Source organism: Shinella sp. (assembly GCF_052438155.1).
Taxonomy (GTDB): Bacteria; Pseudomonadota; Alphaproteobacteria; order Rhizobiales; family Rhizobiaceae; genus Shinella.
Genome location: NZ_JBQVPI010000004.1, coordinates 240,052 through 259,330, shown reverse-complemented (window position 1 = coordinate 259,330; position 19,279 = coordinate 240,052). Strand labels below are relative to the sequence as shown.

Genomic DNA, 19,279 nt, shown 5'->3' with positions numbered 1-19,279 from the left:
ATTATGTACAGTCATATTGAGAATAATCGTATGCAATTTTTGGGAACATGCATACCTACCCGGGAGAATTCTTCGTGAAGACCACTGTGAAGACCCTTTTGGCGGGGCTTGCCATGCTGGCGCCGCTTTCCGCGCCCGCTTTTGCCGAAACGCTGCGCTGGGCAGCATCCGGCGACGTCATCTCCTACGACCCGAATGCGCAGGTCGACAGTTTCACCCAGAGCGTCCAGCACGTCGTGTTCGATCCGCTGGTTCGTCGCAACAAGGAACTGAAGCTGGAGCCGGCGCTTGCCACGTCCTGGGAAGTCATCGAGCCGACGCGTTGGCGCTTCAAGCTGCGTGAGGGCGTGAAATTCCACGAAGGCCAGGCCTTCAATGCCGACGACGTGGTGGCGACGATCCAGCGCCAGATCGACCCCGGTTCGCGCAACCGTGAAAACCTCTCCGCCGTCACCGGCGTCGAGAAGGTGGACGACCACACGGTCGACCTCATTCTGCGCGGTCCCTATCCGCTGCTCCTCAACGATCTCGCCGCCATCTACATCATGAGCAAGCCGTGGATGGAAGAACATGACGCGCTGAAGCCGGGCAACACCGCCACCGGCGTCGTGACCTATGCCAGCAGCCACGCCAATGGCACCGGCGCCTTCAAGCTGAAGAGCTACGAGCCCGATTCGCGCTCGATCTTCGAGGTGAACAAGGACTGGTGGGACAAGCCGCAGCATAACCTGACGGAAATCGAATTCCGTCCGATCGCCTCCGACGCCACCCGCATCGCGGCGTTGTTGTCCGGCGAAGTCGACATGGTCGTTCCGGTTCCGCTTCAGGATGTCGATCGCATCGCCTCCACCGAGGGGCTGAAGGTCGTCGAAAACCCGTCGCTGCGCACCATCATGCTTGCGCTGAACTTCAACAAGGAATTGCATGCGGCGCCCGGCGTGGCGAACCCGATGCTCAACGTCAAGGTGCGCCAGGCGCTCTGGCAGGCCATCGACCTCAACACGATCCAAAAGCGGCTGATGCGTGGCAAGTCGCGTGTTGCCTCCATGCTGGTCGCCCCCGCCGTTACCGGCCATGATGACGCTATCGACGTGGCTCCGGAATACGATGTCGACAAGGCGAAGGCGCTGCTTGTCGAAGCCGGCTATCCGGATGGCTTCAAGACCGGTCTTTCCTGCTCGAACGACCGCTATATCGCCGACGAGCAGATCTGCCTGGCGATCTCCTCCATGTGGGCGAAGATCGGCGTGCAGGTCGATCTCAGCGTCGAGAGCAAGACGACCTATTTCCCGCGCATGGATAATGGCGAACTCGACGTCTACATGCTCGGCTGGGCCTCGCTTCCGGCGATGGATGGCTACAGCGTGCTCCAGGCACTGCTGGCCACCAATGACGGCACCTATGGCGGCTCGAACCCGAACGGCCTGTCCGACCCACGGATCGATGCGCTCACCCGCTCGGCTTCGGTCGAGCTCGACGAGACCAAGCGCATCGACATGCTGAAGGAAGCCTTCCGCATCACCCATGACGAGGCGTTGTTCATTCCGCTGCATCAGCAGCCGGTCGCCTGGGCGATGAGCAACAAGGTCGATATCCCGCAGTTCCCGGACGAATATGTTCGTCCGTGGTTCGCGCAGATCAAGAAGTAACGGGGTTTCTCCCAGGACACGATCCCGGCAGGCGCAAGCAGGCCGGGATCGTCCCGCAAGAGCAACCGGTTTCTTCGCAGGCCGAAGACGGAGCGAAACGGCTCGTTCCTTCTACGCATTGTTTTGATGCAATTCCGAACGCAAAGCCGCTTTCGCGCTTTTGCCGGAGCTGCTCGCGGGGCTTGAGCGCTCCCTCCCAAGGACTATTCCGATGCTCAGACTTCTTTCGGTGAGGCTCCTCCAGGCCGCCCTCGTCATGCTTGCCGTGACGGCCATTGCCTTCGTCATGTTCCGTTTCGTCGGCGATCCCATCTCCTCCATGGTGCGCGAGGGTGCTACCCAGGCGGAAAAGGATGCGCTTCGCATGGCGCTCGGCCTCGACAAGCCGATCCTGACGCAGTTCTTCGATTTCGTCGGCCAGGTGCTGACGGGGAACCTCGGCACGAGCTTCCGCTACCAGCAACCGGTGGTGAGCCTGCTGATGAGCCGGCTTCCCGCCACGCTGGAACTGGTGATCGTCGCGACGTTCCTGGCGCTCGCGATCGGCATTCCGCTCGGTGTGCTCTGCGCGCTGAAGCCGAATTCCTTTCTTTCGCGGCTTACCCAGGCAACGACGCTGATCGGTATTTCCATGCCCACCTTCGTCACGGGCCTGCTTTTGATCCTCGTCTTTGCCGTAAACCTGCGCTGGTTGCCGTCGTCCGGGCGTGGCGATCTTGTCGATCTAGGTCTGTGGAAAACCGGTTTCCTCACCCTTTCCGGGCTGAAATCGCTGATCCTGCCGTCGATCACGCTGGCGCTGTTCCAGCTGACATTGATCATGCGGCTGGTGCGCTCGGAGATGATCGACGTGCTGTCGTCGGACTATATCCGCTTCGCCTTCGCTCGCGGCCTGCCGCGCACCTACATTTACGGGCGGCTTGCGCTGCGCAACGCGCTGATGCCGGTTGTTACCGTCACCGGCCTGCAGATCGGCCAGCTTGTCGCCTTTGCCATCGTCACCGAGACCGTGTTCCAGTGGCCGGGCATGGGCCTGCTCTTCACCAATGCCGTCGGCTATCCCGACGTGCCGGTGCTCGCCGCCTACCTGCTTTTCGTTGGCTTCCTCTTTGTCATGATCAACATGGTTGTCGACATTCTCTATACCTTCATCGATCCCCGCCTGAGGACACGATAATGGCCACGCAATCCCTGATGCGCCGGCTTCCGCCGGTTTCCGTGATGATCGCCGGCCTGGTGGTCTTCATCATGCTGATCCTCGTCGTCTTCGCCCCGCTGATAGCACCAGTGGACCCGCGCGACGTTTCTTCCTATTCGCTGATCGACATGGAAATCCCACCCTCCTTCATGGATGGTGGCGATCCGCGCTTTCTGCTCGGCACGGACAACCAGGGCCGTGACCTCCTCTCGGTCATCCTGTTCGGGCTTAGAATTTCCGTCGTGATCGGCCTCGGCGCCGTGCTCTTCGCCGCAACGCTCGGCGTCGTGCTGGGGCTTGTCGCGGGCTTCTTCGGCGGCATTGTCGATGGCATCGTCATGCGCATCGCCGACGTGCTCGTCAGCTTCCCGACCATTCTCGTAGCACTGCTGATCAGCGGCATCGCCCGCGCCCAACTCAGTGCGGACACGATGCTCACCTGGGCGCCACTCGTGCTGATCTTCTCCATCGCCGTCAACGAGTGGGTGCAGTACGCCCGAACGGTGCGCGCCTCGACCATGGTGGAAGTCGCGCGGGATTATGTGCGTGCCGCCAAGGTCATCGGCCTGCCACCGGGCCGCATCATGGGCCGGCACATCCTGCCGAATGTCATGAGTTCGGTGATGGTCATCGCGACCATCAACCTCGCCGGCGCGATCCTGACGGAGGCGACACTCTCCTTCCTCGGTGCCGGCATGCCGCCGACCTATCCCTCGCTCGGCACGCTGATCCGCATCGGCAACCAGTTCCTGTTCTCCGGCCTCTGGTGGATCGCCGTAATGCCGGCGGCCGTCCTGGTCGTCCTCGTGCTGGCCGTCAACGTGATCGGCGACTATCTGCGCGACCGCTTCAACCCGAAACTGATGGCCCGCTGAGATGACTGACGCTAACACTCCCGTCCTCGACATCCGCAAGCTGCGCGTCGAGTATCCGCTGGCCAATGGCGACACGCTCGTCGCCGTCAAGGACATCGACCTCCTGATCCGCCCCGGCGAGATCCACGCCCTCGTCGGCGAATCCGGCGCGGGAAAAACCACCGTCGGCAATGCGCTGATGGGCCTGTTGCAGGCGCCGGGGAAAATCGTCTCAGGCTCCATCGAGATCGCCGGCAAGCCGATCGATCTGCGCACCGGCCGCACCGAAGGCATCGTGCCCGGCCGCGATGTCGGCGCGATTTTCCAGGATCCGATGACCAGCCTCAATCCGCTGTTCACGATAGAAAGCCAGCTCTGCGAGGGCATGCTCGCCCATCTTAAACTCTCCCAGAAGCAGGCAAGGGCCCGCGCGCTGGAATTGATGAAGGCTGTCGGCATTCCTGAACCGGAACGCCGGCTCGGCAGCTATCCGCACCAGCTTTCCGGCGGCCAGCGCCAGCGTGTCGTCATCGCCACGGCGCTCGCCTGTGGCCCGCAGCTCATCGTTGCCGACGAGCCGACGACGGCACTCGATGTCTCCGTGCAGGCGCAGATCCTGAAATTGATCCGCGACCTTGCAGATCAGCGCGGCGTTGGCGTGCTGCTCGTCACCCACAATATGGGCGTCGTCGCCGAAATCGCCGACCGCGTCACCATCATGCAGAACGGTGCTGTGGTGGAAAGCGGGCTGGCCCGCGAGGTGCTGACGGCGCCGAAGGCCGCCTATGCCCGTACGCTGATCGCCGCCGTGCCGCCGATCGAAACCCGGCTCGACCGCCTGCCGGTGCCGAGCGAGGAAACGCAGGTGACGCTCGATGCCCGCGCGAGCGTGCGTCGCAACAGCACGACGGCCGAAACCGGAAGCCGCGACGACGTAGTGCTCTCCGTCACCGACCTCTGTGTCGAATATGGCGCGCGCTCGTTGATCCCGGGCCGCAAGGCCTCGGTCTTCAAGGCGGTGAAGGGTGTTTCCTTCGATGTCCGCCGTGGCGAGATTTTCGGTCTCGTCGGCGAATCCGGCTGCGGCAAGACCACCGTCGCCAACACCATCGCCGGCCTCGTCACCCAAAGTTCCGGCACCATCGATTTCCAGGGCACGGCGCTCGGAGCAAAGCGCGAAAAGTCGGTGAGGAAATCCTTGCAGATGGTGTTCCAGGATCCGTATTCCGCGCTCAACCCGCGCCTGCGCATCAATGCCGCCATCGCCGAGCCGATTCTGTTCTACAAGCTCGCCTCCAATGCCGAAGAGGCCCGGCAGGATGCGAAGACGTTGCTGGAAGCGGTCGGCCTGCCGGCCGATGCGGGTTCGCGTTTCTCGCACGCCTTTTCCGGTGGCCAGCGCCAGCGCATCGCCATTGCCCGCGCCCTGGGGCCGCGTCCGTCGCTGCTGATCTGCGACGAACCGACGTCGGCGCTCGACGTTTCAGTGCAGGCGCAGCTTCTCAACCTGCTGAAAGACCTGCGCGACCTTGCCGGCCTCTCCATGCTGTTCATCAGCCATGATCTCGCGGTGATCCGCCAGATGTGCGACCGCATCGCGGTTATGAAGTCGGGCGAGATCGTCGAACTGGCCGAGACCGAGGCGCTGTTCACCGCGCCGAAGCACGACTACACCAGGGAACTGCTGCGCCTCGCACCCTCGCTGGACCGTATCCTGTCGCGGCAGGCTGCCGCGGAGTGACCTGACAGACCGGAGACCCACCATGGCCGATATCCTCATCAAGAACGGCACCGTCATTGCCATCGACCCGGAGCGCCGGATCATCGCCGATGGGGCGGTCGCCATCACCGGCGACCGCATCGTGGCCGTCGGTCCGACGGCGGAGGTGGAGGCTGCCCATCCCGCCCGCGAGGTCATCGATGCGCGCGGCATGGCGATCATGCCGGGTTTCGTCGATGCCCATGCCCACGCCGGTCACGGCCTGATCAAGACGCTCGGCGGGGGCAAGAGCGATCCTTGGTACCAGGCCTGCCGTGGTGCCTATACGGTTGGCTCGACGCCGGAGTTCTGGTTTGCGGAGGCGCAGCTTGCCGCGCTGGAGCGCCTGCGTTTCGGCGTCACCACCGGTGTCTCGCTGCTCGGCGGCGGTGATTCCGTCATGCGCACCGACGATCCCGTCTATGGTGACGCCCATATGGAGGGCGTGCTCGGCATCGGCACGCGCTCGGTGGTGGCCGTCGGCACCACGCGCCCGCCACATCCGCTGACCTATGCCCGCTGGGACGGTGAGAAGCGCACCGATTATCCCGTTTCCTTCGAGCAGCAGTTTGCCACCTGCAAGACGCTCATCGATCGCTGGCATGGCAGCCATGACGGCCAGTTGCACGTTGCCCTGCTCACGCCGACGCTGCATCGGGGATATCATGAAGCCCCCGGCGCGGAAGAGGCCGTTGCCCAGTCGCGCGCGGTCAAGCAGTTTGCCGAGGAACGTGGCCTCGTCTTCACGCAGGACGGGCACACGAAGGGCAGCGTTCGCATCGCCCACGAGGTCGGCATTCTCGGCCCGCGCACCCTGCTGTCGCATGCCACGGGGCTGGACGACGAAGAAATCGCGATTTGCGCCGAGACCGGCACCACCATCGTGCACAATCCAAGCGCCGTCGCCGCCATTCTGGCGCGCTGCCCGGTGACGGAGTTGATCGATGCCGGCGTCACTGTCGTCATCGGCTCGGACGCCACGGCGCCGGATCGCTCGGCTGACATGTTCCGCCATATGCAGCAATGCATGCACTATCACCGCACCCATTTCCACGATCCGAGCTGGCTGCCGCCGGGCAAGGCGCTGGAAATGTGCACCATCGACGCCGCCCGCGTGCTCGGCCTCGAAACTGAGATAGGCTCGCTGGAGCCGGGCAAGAAGGCCGACATCATCCTCGTCGACCTGCGCCGCCCGCATCTCTACCCGGCCCATATGCCGGAATTCCGCGTCACCTATTTCGCCAATGGCAACGACGTGCACACCGTGCTCGTCGGCGGCAAGGTTTTGCTGCGGGATCGGCAGCCGGTCCATGTCGATCAGGATGCGGTGCTCGACGCCGCGCAGCGCGAGGCGGACAAGATGATCGACCGACTGGGCCTGCGTTACGCGCTGGAGACGCCGCGCATGTTCTGGGGCCACAGCCGCGATCTGGACCTGATCGAATAATCCCGGCGCTGCCCCGCATCAAACCTGGCGCGGGGCATCCTGCAGCGACTCCGTATAGTACTGGTCGTAGAGCTGCCGGTATTTTTCCGCCGCCCCGAAGTCGCTGTAGCGGGGAAGCGCTGCCATGTCAGTCTTGTTGAGGATGACGCCCAGCACCTTCGCCTCGATGCGGTTTTCCGCGTTGAGCAGGTCGCGCACCAGGGCCGAAGGGGTCTTACCCCATTCCACGACGAAGACGAAGCCGTCGGCAAGCGGTTCGAAGGCCTTGGCATCGACCACCGGGCCGAGCGGTGCGAGGTCGACGATCACATAATCGAAGGCCTTGCGAACCTCAGCGATGAGCCGTTTCATGCCGGGGGAGGAGACCAGTTCGTTGGTATGGTGCAGCGCGCCGCTGCCCGGGCGGAGCGCGATCGGCAGCACGGCGAGCTTGGTCTGGCGGTCGATCTTGATCGCCTGGTTCCAGGGAATGTCCCCGAGAATGGCCTCGACAAGGCCCACCTCGGGCGTCGGCTTCAGCATGGCGCTGAGGCTCGGTTTGCGCAGGTCCGCGTCGATCAGCAGCGTACGCTTGCCGCTGGCGGCGAGCAGGGCGGCGAAATTGGTCGCGACGGTGGATTTACCCTCACCGGGCAGCGACGACACGACGCCGATCACCCGGCTTTCCTGGCCTTGCAGCATCACGTCGCTGGCAAGCTTGGCGTTGCGCAGCGTCTCGGCAAAGGCCGAACGCGGTGCGTCCAGCACGATGCGCGTCATGCGTTCGAGCGGAATGACGTCCTCCTCGTCCGGATTGGTCGGCTCCGCCTTCATCGCCTTCGCACCGATCATCGCCGGTTTGCGCTTCTTCTGCCCACCGACCAGCGGCAGGTAGCCGAGCGGTTTCAGGCCTAGCACGGTGCGCACATCGCCCTCGACGCGGAAATAGCGCTCGCGCATTTCCTGCACGAAGGTGAGTGCTGCGCCCGCCATCAGGCCGAGCACCAGCGACAGGCCGATGACCATCGTCTTGCTGGGGCTCGACGGCGAGACTGGCACGCCGGCATCGGAAATCACGCGCGCCTTGGCGATCGGGAAGGATTGCTGCTGCGAGGCCTGTTCGTAGCGGCTGAGATAGGATTCCGACAGCACCTTCAGCGCCGTCGCCTTCTGTTCCAGCTCGCGCAGGTGCACCAGCGATCGATTGGCCACCGCATTGTTGCCGGCGACCTTTTCAATGCTCTCACGCAAGGAATCTTCCCGTGAGCGGGCGACCTCGTATTCGTTGCGGTAGCTCGCCGTCAGTTGCTGGAGCTCCTGGTAGATCTGCCGGGTGAGGTCTTCCTTGTCGGTGCGGAGTGCCACGGCCTGCGGGTGGTCCGCGCCAAAATTCTGGGTGATTTCCTGCTCGCGCTTGACGACGGAAATGTAGCGGCCACGCAGCTCCTGGATCAGCGAATTGTCCGTCTGGCGTGTCGGGATCGTCGCATTGTCGACGGCCTTTTCCGCGCCCTGCTCGATGATCGCCTTGAACTGGTTGTAGCGCGCCGAGGCGCTCGCAGTATCTGCCTGCGCGACGATAAGCTGGCTGTTCAAGTCGGAAAGCTGCTGCTCCGACATCAGCTCTCCGCGGGCGGAGGTCAGTCCGTTCTCGTTCTTGTAGCGCTCCACCTCGAGCGCGGCAGACTGGGCGCGGCCCTGGAGATCGGTCAGGCGCTCCTGCAGCCAGATCGTCGCCTGTTCCGTCGCGTCGAAGTTGGCGTTGAGCTGATCTTCGAGATAGGCGTCGGCATATTTCTTGGTGATCGTGGCGGCGAGCTGCGGATCGGACGAGCGGAAGGAAACCGCCACGACGGAGCTGCGGGCGACGCGCTCGACGTTCAGCGACTGTTGCAGGATCGCCGCCGCCTTCTGGCGCCGGCCGTTCAGCAGGTCGGCCTCCGATGGTCCGGGACCGGTGGAGGCGAACGAGGTCAACGACTTCATCCAGCCCTTGGCGATCGCGATGGGGGATTGCGGCGGGTTGAGGATGATCTCGTTGTCCCCAAGCTTGAGATCGTCAACCACGCGCAGCGCCATGCGGCCGGATTTCAGGATTTCGACGGCGCTGGATAAGCGCATATCGGCCTGCTGGCTGCTCTGCGCCGAAGGCTCGGTTTCCTCGGCATAACGCGACAGGTTCTCGTCGAGCAGCACCTGCGTCATCGACGTATAGATCGGCGTCGCGAAGACGAGGTAGGAGACGCCCAGCGCGACCGCGAGGACGACCGTCATCGCAATCAGCCGCGTATGGCGCACGAGGATCGTGAGCAGGCGGTTGAGGTCGATGAAGGAATCGGACGGGTCCGGTTCTCCGCGGAAAACGCGGCTGTGCGGTACGGTGCGTTGATGCATGTGGCTCCGTTCTGCCTTTCGGCTCGGTGGGGGCTTTCGTCCTCCCGCAGGCGGTGGTCCCGGGCCGCACCGGCCCGGGACCAGGAATTATGCCGCGCGAATCCGGCTCTCGTGCGACATCACCATGTCGCGAAGGGATTCGTAGACGGCGGCGCCGATGTCCGGGCGGGCAAGCGCGAAGGCGACATTGGCCTCGATGAAGCCGTGCTTCGAGCCGCAGTCATAGGTCCGTCCCTCGTAGACGTGGGCGTGGAAGGCCTGTGCTTCGGAGAGTTTCAGCATGCTGTCGGTGAGCTGGATCTCGTTGCCTGCACCGCGCTTCTGATGGGCGAGATGACCGAAGACTTCCGGCTGCAGGATGTAGCGGCCGTTGAGGAAGAAGTTGGACGGCGCGTCGCCTGCCTTCGGCTTTTCCACCATGTGGGTGACAGCAAAACCATGGCGCACGGCCTTCCCCTTGCCGACGATGCCATATTGGGAAGCGTCCTCCGGGGCGCATTGTTCGACGCCGACGACATTGCCGCCGACTTCCTCGTAGAGGTCCATGAGGCCGGCAAGGCAGCCACGCGGGCCGAAGGAAATCATGTCGGGCAGGAGGAGCGCAAAGGGCTCGTCGCCGATCACGTCGCGCGCACACCAGACGGCATGGCCGAGGCCAAGCGGTGCCTGCTGGCGGGTGAAGCTCACCGAACCGGCGGTCGGCAGAAGCCGGCCGAGTTCGCTGACCTTGTCGTCCTTGCCGGATTTCTCCAGCGAGGAGATCAGCTCCGGCGTGTCGTCGAAATGGTCCTCGATGACCTGCTTGTTGCGGCTGGTGACGAAGACCACGTGCTCGATGCCGGCCTCACGCGCCTCGTCGAGGGCGTATTGCACGACCGGGCGGTCGACGATGGTCAGCATTTCCTTCGGCATGGCCTTGGTGGCCGGCAGGAAGCGTGTGCCGTTTCCGGCGACGGGAATGACGGCCTTGCGGACAGTCTTGGTTCGCTCCATGGCATTATCCTTTGTTCTTGAGCGGCAGATCTTGCGCTGTCGATGGGGAGGGAGCCGCGCGGGGCGCGGCCGTTTTGCGATGGGACGACGCGGCCATCAGGCGGCGCCATCGGGCGGCGAGCGGCATCCTGAGATGCCGGAGCGCGACGGGATCGACGAGCGCCACCCTGAGGGCAGGCCCGAACGAACGATTCTTGAGATGATGGATGAGCGCCAGGAAAGAGCGGGTCTCTTCGAGGTTGCGCGTGCGCCGACGTTGTGCGGAAGCGTCGGCGCCCTTCAGCACAAACCGCGCGAGGAAACGCCGGTCGCCCGCCAGCATCGCCTCCACATGGTGGAGGTGGAGCACGCGCGAAATCGAGGTATCGCGAATGTGGTAGCTGTAGCCCGCGTCCGGCACCACGACGCATGTGCCGTCGCTAGCAAGCGCGGAGGCGAGCAGCAGATAGTCCTCGCCGATCCTCAAATCCTCGTCGAAGGAAAGGGTGTTGCCCTCGAGAAATGCCCGGCGGAAGACAGGTTTCATGTAGCCGAAATTGTGCGTGCTGCGAAAAATCCGGTTGGAGTCGATGAAGTTCGATAGGGTCAGCACGGGGGTGCGGGCCAGCAGGTCGTGCGGGAACATTCGCTCCACACGGCCATCGAGATGCAGAACGTCGAGATTGTCGACGGCCACGGCTGCGTCCTGGCGCTCCGCAACGCCGATCAGGCGTCGCAGGCGCTCGGGTCGCATCGTGTCGTCGGAATCGAGTACGGCGATCCAGCGGCCGCGGGCGATCGCAAAGCCGGCATTGCGTGCCCCGCCCGGCCCACGATTGTGATCGAGCGCGACGAGGTGCACATCGGCCTCGCCCATGGAGGAAACAATGTGGCGGGTGTCGTCCGTCGAGCAATCGTCGACGACGATGATCTCCACCGTCACATCGTGCTGGGCCGCGGCACTGAGGATAGCGCGCTGGATCGTGTCGGCTGCGTTGTAGGCGGCGATCACCACGCTGACATCAGGCTGAGGCGCGTCGCTCATCGGGCTGCCTCCAACTTTCCATAGGGTTCGATGGTGCGGGCGCCGAACAGGCCGGCTATGGCACCGGCATGAAGGAGGCCGCGCAGAAGAAAGCGATTGCGTCGTACCGGCAGTAAAGCGAGCGCCAGTGCTGCGGTAAAGCAGGCGGCGCATTTGCCCGTCGCGAGCACCACCGCCGCCCAGCGGGCTGCGCCTTCATGTCGTTCAGCCAGGATCCGGCCATGCGTCTGGCCCATGCGCAGACGCCGCTGCGCCAGCCAGGAAAAGCGCGCGCGGGAAGCCTGCACGGGTTCGCGCACCCAGGCGTCCTTGGCAAAGGCGATGCGCCCGCCGGCTGCATGCACCTGATCGAAGAAAGCCGTGTCCTCGCCGCCGCTTCGACCGAGTGCGAGATCAAAGCGCCGGCCCGCGAGGGTTGGGGCTGCAAGGCGCATCAGGACGTTGCAGGTATAGCCGGTGCGGATTTCGCCCTTCACCCAAACGGGATGGGTGGAATGGAAGTCGCCATGCCGCATCCAGCCGGGTGCCTCCGGTGCATAGACTGCCTGGACGGGTCCGAGAACGACATCGGCGCCGCTTGCCTCTGCTTCGGCAAGCAGGCGGTCGAGCCAGAGTGGTTCCACCGTCTCGTCGTCATCGACGAAGGCGAGGAAATAGGCATCAGCCACCTCCAGGCAGGCATTGCGGGCAATCGAGATGTTGCCGGCCGGGCAATGCACATACACCAGCTCCACCGGCATCCCCGTCCGGGCGGCGTCCACGCGCTCGCGAGCGCTGGGCTCGGCATCGTTGTCGGCAACGATGATCCGCAGATGCACACTCTCGGGCACGATCAGCCGGGCGAGCGATGCCAAGGTGTCGTCAAGCGCCTCACGACGGAAGGTGCAGACGGCGATGTCGATGCGAAGCGGGGTCATGCCGCCACCCTCCGCTGTCGGAGATCCAGCACTTCGCGCCAGAATCCGGCCGACCAGGCAAAATGCATGATCATCGCGGAGACGGCGGCGAGCGGGCCGTAGGGATTGCGCTGCCCAAGCGCCATCCAGGCGCCGTAGCCGAGGCAGGCCGCCGCCCACAGCACGACCGGCACCGCTGCAATCCAGGTGATGGCCGCCAGAAAGGCGCCGACGGCGACCGGGGCGACCATCAGCGGGATCATCTGCCGGAGGCTCGGCCTTGAGCGGTGTTTCAGGAAATTGCGGGCCCGGCCGCGCCCATAGCGGAAGTACTGCTTGAACAGCAGCGGCGCGCTGGCGCGGGGATAGTAGATCATGCTCGTTCGCGCCGTCATCCAGATGCGGTAGCCGGCCTTGTTGAGGCGGTAGTCGCATTCGGCGTCTTCATTGGCGTTGAAATTCTCGTCATAGCCGCCGACCGCGCGAAAGGCCGAAATGCGCATCAGCGCGTGGTGGCCATGATCCACCCAGTGGCTTTCTGCTCCGGCGCGATGTTTGGCGCCGCCATTGCCGAGCACCGAATTCTGCGCGACGGCGGTGGCCTTCTGGAACAGGCCGAAACCGACGGTTTGCATGGCGACGACAACGGAATCAGCCTCGGTCGCCAGCGCCTCCTCGACCAGCACGCGGCAATAGTCGTGCGGATAGGTCCCATGCGCGTCGATGCGGATCAGATAGTCGTGCTCCAGGCCGAAGGTTTCGACGGCGAGGTTGATCGCGGCGGCCTGGATGCGCCTCGGATTGTCGAGCACGTGCAGGTTCGGCAGGCTTTGCGCGAGGCGCTTGGCGATGTCGCGCGTTCCATCCGTGCTGCCGCCATCCACCACCACAAGCGTGGCCGTGAGTTCATTCAGTGTTGGCTCGAGCTGCTGGATCAGCGGCTCGAGATAGGACGCCTCGTTGAGGCACGGAATCACGATCAGGCAACGCACGGATTTTACAGCGTCAACGGTCATGGACATCCACCTTGGTTGCGACGAGGGAAGGGAGAGGGTGCGGCACCACCGGCAGAGCGCCCGGTTGCCGAAGTGCGGCAAGGCGTTGGACAAACGCCGTGCAATCCGCCCGGTCGATGATCCATGGCCGCGGCCCGAGCTCAACGAGATTGGCGTGGAGTTTGCGGTAAGCCTTGCCGTCAAAGGCGGTGAACTGCTCGATCAGCGTTTCAGGCCGCGCGTCGGCAAGCGAAATGCCGACCCCGCGTTGAAGGGCAAGCCGCGCGGTTTCTGTGCCCGCAAGCACGATCGGCAGCGCGCCATGCCGGCAGCCTTCATAGAGCCGGTTGGGCAGGAGCCAGGCCGAATTCTGGCCTTCCTCGAAGAAATCGATCGCCCAGGAGAAATCCACCCCCGCATAGATCGCGGCAAGATCCTCCGGGTTACGGTAAGGCCCCTCGAAGCGGATGAAGGGTTCGCGCGCCACCAGGCCATCGAAATCCTCGAACGCGGAGCGCGCCGGCCGGCCGCGCAACAGGACCTCGAAGCGCCCGTCCATCCGCCGGGTGAAATCCGACAGCAGTGCCAGGGATTTGCGGCAGCGGATCGCCCCGAACCAGCCGATACGCCAGGGCTCGTTCTCCGGCTTCGTCCGCGCCGGCAGTTTGTCCACGTTGCCATCCAGCTCCAGGACTTGGTTCTCCAGCAGATGCAGGGGGGCACGGATGCCGGAGAGTGGCTTGAAGTAGTGTTCGACAAAGGCTGGCGAACTGGTGACAAGCAGGCTGGCATTCCGGCCGAAACGGCTTTCCGCCGCGCGCAAGGCACGGCCGACCAGATCGTTGCGCAGGAGCAGTCGATGGACGTCGAGGCATTCGTAGACGATCGGAACCGCCCCGCCGAAATATGCCGCCGCCTTGTTGGCAAGCGCCAGCATTTCGAGATTGCGCGCGATGATGACGTCTGGTCGAGCGACAGTGTGCAGCCGGCTCCCGAGTGTCGCCGTCGCGCCAATCACTGCCAGAAGGCGTCGGGCGAAGCGGGCGTCCTCGGTTGCGCCAAGCTCCAGGGGGACGATGCCCTCGATATCGGCAAGCCGGTTTTCGCCGCGCCGGAAACCGGCAAGCGTGATTTCGGCACCACCGGCGCGCAGCATCATCACCCGTCGGCGCACGGCCGGATCGGATAGGTCATGGACGAGATACAGGACACGGAGCATCAGGCAGATCCGATCGGGTTCAATTCATGAGGCAGGCGACGGAGCCGTCGAACTGGCAGGCTTCACCTTCGGCGGTGAACGCAATGCGCTCGACCTCAAGCTTTGTCGGCCCGGCAAAGGCGAAGCGTCCCATCCAGTCGGAGAGCGTGTCGGTGCCCCAGAGCGAGAGGAAAATCTTCTGGGCGTTGGTGGGGAGTTTCTGCGGATCCGTCACCTCGTGCACCAGCGCGCCATTGAGGTAGTAGCGAAGGCGATCCTTTTCCCAGACGAAGGCATAGTCGTTGAACCCGCTGTCGGCACCGCCAGGCACGTCGACCAGCTTTTCGTTGCCGCCCTTGGCCGCGATGTACTGGTTGACCTGGACGCGTGAGGTATCCTTGCCGAGAACCTCGAAATCGATCTCGTCATGCGGTTTTTTGTCGGTGGGGCCGATGTAGGTGAAGAAGGCCGAGTTAAGCCCGGGGCCAGTCGCCGACTTCATACGCACCTCATAGGTGCCGTAGCCGTAGCGCTGGCGCGTTTGCACCTCGCCACAGGCATATTGGCGCTCCCCGCCTGACGCGGCATCGAAGGAGAGTTGCAGCTTGCCGTCACGCACCGCGACCTGCTTGGCCGACCAGGTGCAGTTCTGGTGGGCGCCGTTGTTCCAGCCGTCGGAGACGTACCAGAGCTTCTTGTCGAACTGGTCGAATTCTTCGACGAAGGAGGTGCCGTCTGCATCCTCCTGAGCGGCTAGGGGACTGACTGTGGCCATCGCGGCAAGGATTGCGGTGGTCCACAGGATCGTTTTCGAGGGAGACGTCATTGCCGTCACCTCCTTTGAGCGAGGGTGTCTGAGGGCTTCATCGGCGCGTGTTGGGATCGTTCGGCCGATTGCCGTTTCTGGCCGCCGAGGCGGCGACCGGTGAGGATTGCGTGCAGCGAGGGCAGGAAGCGCCGTGCCGCCGCGTGCGTCGAAACGAGGATGGCAAGCGCCAGCACGGGGCTTGCCGCGTAAAACAGCGGATAATCGGGAATGCCGAGACGGTTCCACATCATCCAGAACAGGATAAGCAGCGGATAGTGGGCGCAGAAAATCCAGAAGCTGAGCCCGCCGAGCCGCGACAGGGCCTGGCCCGTGTTGGTTCGAATGAGCAGCGCCGACAGCGCCCAGGCGCCGAAGATGCCGGCGATGGCCGCAAGACTGCGCGCCGCATCGAGCCAGACCGGGAACTCCGGGCCATAGGCATAGAGCGCCAGCGACAACAGGACGGCCATGGCGAGCACCGCGAGCACGACAGGCGCCGCAAATCGGTCCAGGCGCTTGATGTCGACGCGGTGCAGGGCGGCGCAGACGCCGAAGCTGAAACCGAACAGGATTGCCTTCTTGAGGAAGATGCCGTTCGGCACTGGCAGCACCGCATAGGCGAGCATCAGGGCGAGCACCGTGCGCGGATAGCGCAGCACGGCGAGAGCGATAAGCGGCGACAGCAGCAGGCAAAGCAGCAGGTCGCGCAGGAAATAGAGTGGGATGTTGATCGGCCAGGTTTCGATGGCGAACGTGAGGTTCATCAGGTCGCGTGGCGAGGCGTTGACGACATCCGGCAGGTAGCCGAAGCCGATGCCCTGCGACTGGACCGCATAGACGACGACAAGGAAGGTCGCGTTCCACAGCAGGAACGGCAGAAGGATCGTCGAGGCCTTGGTGCGCAATGTCTTGGCGTAATTGAACGCCCCCCAGCCGCGCTGGAACAGCAGATAGCCGGAAATGGCGCTGAGGCACGGCACGCCGATGCGGAAAAGGCTGTCGGCCAGGAACACGCGCATCCAGTCGAGCCCGCCGAACTGGCCGAGATACGGGCTGGTCGCCGGGTCATAGGGAACATGCACGAAGATGATCCCGGAGATCAGCACGATGCGCATCACATTGATGCGCGCTGAAACGGTCGCGTCGATATCCACGGTGTGGGTCACCCCTCTGTGGGCCGTTCCCCCCGGACAGCCGTTCAAACAAGAGCAGACTCGAGCCTACGAAGAGGAGTGTGACGGACGGGACCGTGGAAAATATGGCGGTGCAGCAAATTTTCGTGATTGCTTGGTTGCATCGCAGCATGGCGAACTATGCCGATAGCTGCTGAAAATAGTCCCGCGGGGGTTGGCGCAGGACGAGCGAGCGCTAGGGCAACAATACTTTGCAGCGTATTCGAATATACTGATTTAGCCGCAATTTATGGCTGCAAACGGGCCGGAATTTTTTTCGCACTGCTTAATCGTTCCGGACGAACAAGACGGCAAATGAGGCGGGGCGATGCCGAATTGGGGCAGCTTACGGCAGGCTTGCAGCGGTTTGTGGCTTGCGACGGCGAACGAGGTCGAGCAGTTTTCGCAGCAGCGGGCGTTCGGTCAACAACACCAGGGCCGCATATATCACGCCGCCAAGCACGATGCCGAGGCCGACCTGCAGAACCGTGTGGACGTGGAGCGCTAGATAATTGTCCAGCACGTAACGCACCACGATCGCCATCAGTGCGGCCGTGAGCATCGGCCGGATCGACGGATAGAATCCGGAGAGGAACGGCGTGCCATCGACACGAAACACCACCCAGGAATAGCCGACGAGAACCAGCGCATTGACGATGCAGAGCGCCACCATCGCCTCGACCAGCGAGCCGTTATAGGCGCCGTATGCGACCGCGCCCGTGGTGACGACGGCGCGGCCGACCGCCCACCAGAACAGCGCGCCGCCGTGGCCGGAGCCCTTGAGGTAGGGAATGAATGTGCTGCACGGCGTCAGCAGGCCCTTGGAAAGCGCGAGCAGCCCGAGCACCGGCCACGCCGCGGCCCATTGCGCGCCGAAGAGCAGCAGCATGGAGGGCTTTGCCAGCGCCCAGAGGCCGAACATCATGGGCGCGAGCAGCAGCGTCGTCACCTGTGTGCTCAGCATCAGCGCCTGCGACCGGCGCTCCCGGTCATGCATCATGGCGCTGAAGGCGGGAAAAAGCACGCCCATGACGGCAGACAGCACAACCTGATTGGGAATGCTGGAAAAGCGGTTGGCGGCGGAATAGGCGCCCGCGTCCGCAAGGCCGAGGGACCGCGATATGACGACCATCGGCGACTGGAAGGTGACGAAATTGGCGATTTCCGAGCCCATCAGCCCGAGGCTGTAGCGCGTGAGCCTGACGACCTCGCGCGGGCGGAAACGCAGGCGCGGCAGATAGCGAGAGACGAAGAAGAGGCCCGCAAGCCGGATGACGCCTGACACGAAGAGCTGCGTCACCAGCGCCCAGATGCCGAAGCCGGCAAGCGCCATGATGACCGCCGCGATGGCTGCGACCGATTCGGAAATCATGCTCCACAGCGCATCCTTGCTGAACTGCATGCGCCGCGCGACGAGCGCATAGGCGACGTCGCCCGCGAGCTGCAAGGGAATGAGCAGGCACATCAGGTGCAGCAGATAGGCCGCATCGGCCGCGCCGAACCACTCGGCGAGCGGTTCGGCCCAGATGTAGAGCCCTGCCGCCATCAGGCAGGCGAGCGCCAGATTGGCCCAGAAAACCGAGTGGATTGTGTCCTCGTCTTCCTTCGGCTCGAGGATGAGGGCGGAGGCAAGACCGGCCCCGCCGATCATCGCCAGGAACTGCACGACGGCCAGCGCCACCGCTACCGCGCCGAACTCTTCCGGCGTCAGCAACCTTGCCAGAATGGGCACCGTGACAAATTTAAGCCCGAATGTGCTTGTCTTGGATAGGACGCTCCAGCCGACGTTTCGTGTCACCGACGTCGCGTTCACTTGCTGGGACATGGCGGATTCCTATCGAAAAAGGAGCCTCGACGACGACGAAAAGCCTGCGCCGGAAACGGCCGCGCCCCGGTGGGAGGAGACCATGCGAAACTCTTTCTAGAGAAACCACAGGGACGAAAAGATGGCGAAGCTGACAGTTATCATCCCCTTCTATCAGAAGGAGCCGGGCATCCTGACGCGTGCACTCGCATCGGTGTTTGCCCAAAGTTTCAACGACTTCGACGTCATTGTCGTCGACGATGAATCACCGTATCCGGCCGATGGGGACATCGTGACTTTTTCGGAAGCGGAGCGCGCGCGGGTGCGTATCATCCGCCAGGAGAATGCCGGGCCGGGCGGCGCGCGCAACACCGGGCTCGATCATGTGCCGGCCGATTCGGCCTTCGTCGCCTTCCTTGATTCGGACGATGTCTGGACACCCGATCACCTCGCGGTCGCCCATGCAGCGATGACGGCGTTCGAGGCTGACTGCTACTTCGCCTCGATTACCGGCGGCGATGCCTTCTACTATCACTTCGGCGTCGCCGACCTCGAAAAGACCGAAGCGGTCGAGCGGTTGAGCGATGATCCGCTGCTCATCGAGATACCCGGGCTGACGCAGGTCATGCTCAAGAACTGGAGCTTTCTCCACCTCTCCTCGATGGTGATCGGTCGGCCTTTGTTCGAAAAGGTGCGTTTCGACGCGGCCCTCCGCCTTGCGGCGGAGGATGTGCTGTTCTTCTGCGATTGCGTGCTCGCTGCCCGTCGCGTGGTGCTGAGCGGTGAAGCCGGCGCGGTGCGCGGCGAGGGCCTCAATATTTTCCACGGCGTCGATAACGATTCGCCGCAATTCCTGCACCAGCAGTTCAACACCTGGGTGGCGCTCGACCGGTTGGAATCACGGTTTGCCGGCCGGCCGGTGGAGGCCGCATCGCTGCGCTCCTACAAACAGACGGCACGGCGCCAGGCGCTGTGGAGCCAGGCGCGGCTGGTCAAGCGCCGCAAGCTTCCCCAGTTCGACATGCTGGCGCGCTGGGCGATGCGCGACCCGCGCATCATCACCAGCGCTTTCGGGCTCGCCGTCGGCAAATTCTCCCGTTGACCCAGCG

General features: G+C 63.8%; 15 protein-coding genes. 6 read left to right on the top strand and 9 right to left on the bottom strand.

Features of this window, described 5'->3' with window-relative positions; genetic code table 11:
• Positions 1 to 74: 74 nt before the first annotated feature.
• The 5 genes from ACT6VE_RS10095 to ACT6VE_RS10075 all read left to right on the top strand — a co-directional run bounded on the left by ACT6VE_RS10095 (position 75) and on the right by ACT6VE_RS10075 (position 6,907).
• Complete coding sequence (locus ACT6VE_RS10095; protein ID WP_444798479.1) at positions 75 to 1,649, top strand: ABC transporter substrate-binding protein; 1,575 nt, start codon at positions 75 to 77, stop codon at positions 1,647 to 1,649.
• Positions 1,650 to 1,860: 211 nt separating this feature from the next.
• Positions 1,861 to 2,826: an ABC transporter permease gene (locus ACT6VE_RS10090; protein ID WP_444798478.1), complete on the top strand. Its 966-nt coding sequence runs from the start codon at positions 1,861 to 1,863 to the stop codon at positions 2,824 to 2,826.
• Positions 2,826 to 3,722 (top strand): ABC transporter permease, encoded by an 897-nt coding sequence (locus ACT6VE_RS10085; RefSeq protein ID WP_444798477.1) that lies wholly within the window; start codon positions 2,826 to 2,828, stop codon positions 3,720 to 3,722. Before ACT6VE_RS10090 ends, ACT6VE_RS10085 begins: the two co-directional genes overlap by 1 nt.
• A 1-nt stretch (position 3,723) precedes the next feature.
• Complete coding sequence (locus ACT6VE_RS10080) at positions 3,724 to 5,442, top strand: dipeptide ABC transporter ATP-binding protein (protein ID WP_444798476.1); 1,719 nt, start codon at positions 3,724 to 3,726, stop codon at positions 5,440 to 5,442.
• A gap of 22 nt (positions 5,443 to 5,464) precedes the next feature.
• Positions 5,465 to 6,907: an amidohydrolase family protein gene (locus ACT6VE_RS10075; protein ID WP_444798475.1), complete on the top strand. Its 1,443-nt coding sequence runs from the start codon at positions 5,465 to 5,467 to the stop codon at positions 6,905 to 6,907.
• An 18-nt stretch (positions 6,908 to 6,925) separates the two neighbouring features.
• On the opposite strand, the gene ACT6VE_RS10070 is transcribed toward ACT6VE_RS10075, so the two are convergent.
• The 9 genes from ACT6VE_RS10070 to ACT6VE_RS10030 all read right to left on the bottom strand — a co-directional run bounded on the left by ACT6VE_RS10070 (position 6,926) and on the right by ACT6VE_RS10030 (position 18,191).
• Positions 6,926 to 9,280 carry a polysaccharide biosynthesis tyrosine autokinase gene (locus tag ACT6VE_RS10070; protein WP_444798474.1) on the bottom strand — a complete coding sequence of 785 codons (2,355 nt, stop codon included), beginning with the start codon at positions 9,278 to 9,280 and terminating at the stop codon, positions 6,926 to 6,928.
• Between the two features lie 87 nt (positions 9,281 to 9,367).
• Positions 9,368 to 10,273 carry a UTP--glucose-1-phosphate uridylyltransferase gene (locus ACT6VE_RS10065; protein ID WP_444798473.1) on the bottom strand — a complete coding sequence of 302 codons (906 nt, stop codon included), beginning with the start codon at positions 10,271 to 10,273 and terminating at the stop codon, positions 9,368 to 9,370.
• 4 nt (positions 10,274 to 10,277) lie between these two features.
• On the bottom strand, positions 10,278 to 11,297 hold the full coding sequence (locus tag ACT6VE_RS10060; protein WP_444798472.1) for a glycosyltransferase family 2 protein: 1,020 nt from the start codon (positions 11,295 to 11,297) through the stop codon (positions 10,278 to 10,280).
• Positions 11,294 to 12,214 (bottom strand): glycosyltransferase, encoded by a 921-nt coding sequence (locus ACT6VE_RS10055; protein ID WP_444798471.1) that lies wholly within the window; start codon positions 12,212 to 12,214, stop codon positions 11,294 to 11,296. Before ACT6VE_RS10055 ends, ACT6VE_RS10060 begins: the two co-directional genes overlap by 4 nt.
• Complete coding sequence (locus tag ACT6VE_RS10050) at positions 12,211 to 13,209, bottom strand: glycosyltransferase family 2 protein (protein WP_444798470.1); 999 nt, start codon at positions 13,207 to 13,209, stop codon at positions 12,211 to 12,213. Before ACT6VE_RS10050 ends, ACT6VE_RS10055 begins: the two co-directional genes overlap by 4 nt.
• Complete coding sequence (locus ACT6VE_RS10045; protein WP_444798469.1) at positions 13,199 to 14,407, bottom strand: glycosyl transferase family 1; 1,209 nt, start codon at positions 14,405 to 14,407, stop codon at positions 13,199 to 13,201. Before ACT6VE_RS10045 ends, ACT6VE_RS10050 begins: the two co-directional genes overlap by 11 nt.
• A 19-nt stretch (positions 14,408 to 14,426) precedes the next feature.
• On the bottom strand, positions 14,427 to 15,212 hold the full coding sequence (locus ACT6VE_RS10040; protein ID WP_444798468.1) for a glycoside hydrolase family 16 protein: 786 nt from the start codon (positions 15,210 to 15,212) through the stop codon (positions 14,427 to 14,429).
• A gap of 5 nt (positions 15,213 to 15,217) precedes the next feature.
• Complete coding sequence (locus ACT6VE_RS10035) at positions 15,218 to 16,309, bottom strand: acyltransferase family protein (protein ID WP_444798630.1); 1,092 nt, start codon at positions 16,307 to 16,309, stop codon at positions 15,218 to 15,220.
• Between the two features lie 403 nt (positions 16,310 to 16,712).
• Positions 16,713 to 18,191, bottom strand: coding sequence for a lipopolysaccharide biosynthesis protein (locus tag ACT6VE_RS10030; RefSeq protein WP_444798467.1), 1,479 nt, complete (start codon positions 18,189 to 18,191; stop codon positions 16,713 to 16,715).
• A gap of 121 nt (positions 18,192 to 18,312) precedes the next feature.
• Here ACT6VE_RS10030 and ACT6VE_RS10025 point away from each other — a divergent pair, with 121 nt between their 5' ends.
• On the top strand, positions 18,313 to 19,272 hold the full coding sequence (locus ACT6VE_RS10025; RefSeq protein ID WP_444798466.1) for a glycosyltransferase family 2 protein: 960 nt from the start codon (positions 18,313 to 18,315) through the stop codon (positions 19,270 to 19,272).
• The last annotated feature ends 7 nt before the right edge of the window (positions 19,273 to 19,279 follow it).